This window comes from Geobacillus thermopakistaniensis, from assembly GCF_000498995.1.
Classification (GTDB): domain Bacteria; phylum Bacillota; class Bacilli; order Bacillales; family Anoxybacillaceae; genus Geobacillus; species Geobacillus thermoleovorans.
In genome coordinates this window covers 25,338-29,643 of sequence record NZ_AYSF01000046.1, presented here as the reverse complement: position 1 = coordinate 29,643, position 4,306 = coordinate 25,338, and the positions used below count along the sequence as shown (strand labels likewise).

The 4,306-nt window shown below is 52.9% G+C and carries 5 protein-coding genes; 1 reads left to right on the top strand and 4 read right to left on the bottom strand.

Translation table 11 applies throughout. The features are described 5' to 3' along the window. Together T260_RS130015 and T260_RS130020 are read right to left on the bottom strand one after the other, a co-directional pair. Window positions 1–392 (bottom strand): threonine/serine exporter family protein (locus T260_RS130015; protein ID WP_031212695.1); only part of this gene is annotated, 392 nt, incomplete at its 3' end. 13 nt (window positions 393–405) lie between these two features. Continuing rightward, window positions 406–1,149, bottom strand: a complete 744-nt coding sequence (locus tag T260_RS130020; RefSeq protein WP_011230423.1) for a threonine/serine exporter family protein — start codon at window positions 1,147–1,149, stop codon at window positions 406–408. Window positions 1,150–1,475: 326 nt separating this feature from the next. On the opposite strand from T260_RS130020, the gene T260_RS130025 reads away from it, so the two are divergent. Then, on the top strand, window positions 1,476–2,537 hold the full coding sequence (locus T260_RS130025; protein ID WP_236620432.1) for a DUF5667 domain-containing protein: 1,062 nt from the start codon (window positions 1,476–1,478) through the stop codon (window positions 2,535–2,537). Between the two features lie 116 nt (window positions 2,538–2,653). Here the strand turns inward: T260_RS130025 and T260_RS130030 are convergent, their stop codons facing one another. Beyond that, on the bottom strand, window positions 2,654–3,283 hold the full coding sequence (locus T260_RS130030) for a VC0807 family protein (protein ID WP_023633961.1): 630 nt from the start codon (window positions 3,281–3,283) through the stop codon (window positions 2,654–2,656). Window positions 3,284–3,333: 50 nt separating this feature from the next. Then, complete coding sequence (locus tag T260_RS130035) at window positions 3,334–4,272, bottom strand: diacylglycerol/lipid kinase family protein (RefSeq protein WP_023633960.1); 939 nt, start codon at window positions 4,270–4,272, stop codon at window positions 3,334–3,336. Window positions 4,273–4,306 lie beyond the last annotated feature (34 nt).

The window sequence follows — 4,306 nt, the reverse complement described above, 5'->3', positions numbered from 1 at the left end:
TCAGAAAAAATGAGCCCCATCGCAATCGCCCCAGAAATCATGAACGCTTTTGCCGCTAGTGAAATGGCCGCATTGTAATCGTTCATGACAACATGGCGCATCGCATCAAACGCTGTTCCGCCCGGCACAAGGGGAATAATGCCAGAGACGATAAAAATCGTCGCCGGCGTTCGATAGCGGCGGGCGAACCCGTTGCTTACAAAAGCGACGAAAAACGCCGCTGCAAACGTGGCGGCGACACCGTCCACCCCCGACCGGGCGGCGGCCATATACATCGCCCAGCCGCTCATGCCGACAAATCCGCTGTGCGGCAGCAATCGTTTCGGAATATTGAAAATGACGCCAAACAGCGATGACGCCACAAAGCTAAGCAACAGCTGCACAATCATCATCGGTAACTCCCTGCTAACGAATCGATAAAATAAAGGCAATGCCGGTGCCGATCGCAAACGCGGTTAAAAACGCCTCAGCACCGCGCGACAAACCGGCGATCAAATGGCCGGCCATTAAATCGCGCACCGCATTGGTAATCGCCAGCCCCGGCACGAGCGGCATCACCGAGCCAATCATCATGTTTCCTACGTCCCTGACAAATCCGGCCCTTTCCATCAACAGCACGATCCCACCGGCGACAAAAGCGGCAAAAAATTCAGCGAAGAATCGGATTTTCACGAACCGATGCATCATTTCAAAACACCAAAACGCCATTCCACCAGAAAGAAGGGAAGGGAGAAAATGATTCATGCCGCCTAACAGCGAGGCAAAACAAGCGCTCGCCGCCGCTGCGGCAGCGGTTTGCTGCCAAAGCGGATAACCGAGTGGCAGCTGCTGAACGCGTTCCAGTTCTTTGCGCGCTCCGTCGAGCGACAGTTCGCCGCTGCTGATGCGGCGGGAAATGTGGTTGACAAGCGCCACCTTGGATAAATCGGTCGAACGCTCGGAAATGCGAATAAACCGTGTTACATTCGTTCCCTCAACGGAAAACATGATGCCCGTTGGGGTCACATAGCTGTGTGAGCGGGAAACACCGAACGAAGCGGCGATGCGCCCCATCGTATCTTCCACCCGGTACGTCTCCCCACCGCTTTCAAGCATCAATTTTCCCGCTAATAAACAAACATCAACAATGTCATCCACCCGCTCCGTCATGACCGGTTTGCTCCTTTCGTTTTCGCCCGGCATGGCATTGGCCGGTGCCCCCTTATCCCGTCAGCCCCACTAGGCGCTCATCGCAAAAACAAACTCCCACCAAACGGATTGGCAGGAGTCGCCTTGGATATCGTCGTTACCAAACTTATTTCCATTATACCAAACAGGCGGCTAACTGCCAAACCGTGAAGGGAATCTCACCGTTTCCCTTTCTTTCCTATTTTTCTGCTTCTTTCGCCTGATTTTTCGCGCCTACAGTCGAAAACAGACGGGTCAACTGCGAAAACGTTATAACGAAACCCAAAGCAAAAGGAGGAACGATGGTGATGAACAAGCGATTTTCGCTCCCTCGCATACTATCAACAAGCGCACTTGCCGCTGCTGTTGCGCTCACTCCTTACAGCCCGTCGGTGTTCGCCAGCACAGGAATCGAGGGGAAAACAGACGGCAACACGGCAACCGAAGCAGATGCCGGTGTCAACCACGACGTCCCGGTTTTGTTGCCAGGCGACTTTTTCTACTTTGTCAAAACCATGATGGAAAAAATCGAACTTGCCCTCACGTTTGACGATGCGGAAAAGGCGAAACGGCTCGCTGAATTCGCTGAAGAGCGGCTAGCCGAAGCAAAGGCGCTGCTTGAACGCGGAGACGTCGAGCAGGCAAAAGAAGTGCTCGCCAATGCCCTGAAACAACAAGATCAAGCATGGAATGTGTATGAAAAAACAAAACAAGCGGATGAACCAAGCGGGGAAACCGCAAAACCTGATGCCGAAGCATTGCGCCAACAGCTGGAAGAAAAATTTTCGCAAAACATCACGGCCTTGCAAGCCGCACTTGAACGGGTGAAAAACCCGCGCGCCAAAGAGGTGCTCGCCCGCAACATTGAAAAAGCGAAACAAAAACTGGAAAATAAAATCGAAAAGCGGCTGGCGAAACAGGCAGAACAAAGCAGCCAAGTAGAGGAAATAGGCGATGAACAAACAGCACCGACAGCACCGGCCGGCGAAACGGAGGAAGCGAAAAACGAGAGCGCACCAACGGCTCCTGAATCCATCGAAACAGAAAAGCCAGCCGCTGCACCGGTGGAAGACGATACAGCGGTTCGTCTAGATGAACAAACGAACACCGCCGCCAAAGCAGACACGAAATCGTCGCTGACGCGAGCCATAAAAGCGGAAGCAAAGGGCAGTGTCCGCCAAGGTGTCGCCGCGAGCGCCAAAGCAAACGGCCGGGAACATCAAGCAGCGGCAGCCGGAAAGCAGCAAGCAGCGTTCCGCGCCTCTGTCTCTGTTTCACAACCTCCGAAACAAACAGCCAAACCGCAGGTAAAAAACGACCATTCGCCGGCCCATAGAAAACAAGACAAGGAAGAAAAGAACAAAAAATAAGTTCCGTTTTTGAAGCTGTTGCTAAAGCAAGGGCTGTTTTCCGAAGCGAACGGGAAACAGCCCTTTCTCCTTGACAATAATGGACATCGTCGTTCCATTGTTCTTTCACCTCCGCCTTAACCGCTCGCTTCCTTGCTCTTGCTTCCGTCATTCAGAATATTCGAAATTCTAATAAACCCCAAAACATAGAGGATCGTAAATCCCCAGCTAATCACTTCGCGAATCACAATCGCTCGGTCAAACGCCTCGATGCCATAGCGAATAATCAAATGCGCTTTGATTGCCGCCAGCAATCCATCGCGCAGGGCAAAGCCAACGGTGATCCATTGAAAAAGAGGAAACACATCACGTTCCAAAAACCGCTTTTTCATCACCGAGCGCGGAGCTCCCTGCATTTCCACAAAATCAAGGGAAAAATAAAGCATCACCGGCCGCCTTACCACAACAGTCACCAGAAAACAGACAGCCAAAACGATCGAGTACCATACATCGTTCCATAACATTTGCAACGCTGATCCAGCCAACACGTTCAATAGCGTACTAACCGCCAGATTGACAATCAAAAACGTGCCGAACCATTGCACTTTGCGAATGAGCCAATAGCGATAAACGGTATAAACCGCTCCCGGCACGGTGCAAATGAGCATCGCCCCATACTCCCCGACCGGCCCGCGCAACGCATGCCAGAGAACGATCGGAAATACGACATACAACACGACATCAAGCATGACGATCCGCTTCCCCATCCCTCGCCCTCCTTACGTCTACTTGCTTCTTTAGTATACGAGTGAATCACTCACCTCGTTTTCACGCCAATGACCCGCAAACGCCCCGGCTCAATCCAAGCAAATACTTCCCCTTCTCCTGCATCCTCGCCATCCGCGTGGATCGGGACAGGAGCGGCAGGGCGGATGCGCACGTTCCGACCAGTGAACACGCAAACTTCTTTCATTCGTACATGCCCGCCCCAAAATACGGTTAAAAACAGCGCAAGAATTTTCCAACGCGGCATCGGCCCGACGACCGTCACATGAAGCAAGCCGTCATCGGCCCGGACGGACGGAGCGATGCGCATTCCCCCACCGTAGTATGGGTGATTCGAAACCGTTGCCAGCCAGGCCTTCAAAAACGAATAATTCTGTCCATCCACACAAATATCAAGGTCAACCGGTTGATAGCGAAACAACTCTCTTACTAAATAAAACACATAAATGAACGAACCGAGTCCAAAACGATTCAGCCTCCCTTTCCATTTTGAACGGTTGGCCATGCGGGCGATATGGGCGTCAAAACCGCAGCCGATGCTGTTGGCAAACACGCCGTCGGGCACGGCGCTGCTGGCAAAACGGCCGAGATCGAAAGCCAAATCCTTGCCGGATCGAACGTCACTCAACAGCCGTTGGAGCGCCTGTTTCGGTTTTCGGGCAAGACGGAAACCGCGGACAAAGTCGTTTCCCGTTCCGGCGGGGATGCAGCCAATCGCAACGTGCGGAAACGAACCCGCTCCGTTCACCACTTCATGCACGGTCCCATCGCCCCCGACCGCCGCAATCACCGTCGGCTCGACGCTTTCCTCGCCGATTCGTCGGGCGATTTCCTTTCCTTCTCCCTTTCGGCTCGTCCAATATGCCTGATAGGCGATTCCTTCCCGATCCAGCAGCGGTTGCAGCTGCTTCCAAATGGACACGGACCGGCCGTTTTTGGCGGCTGGATTGATAATGAAATAAAGGTTCATCCTCTTTTTTCGGCGGAGTTTTCGGATACTAATC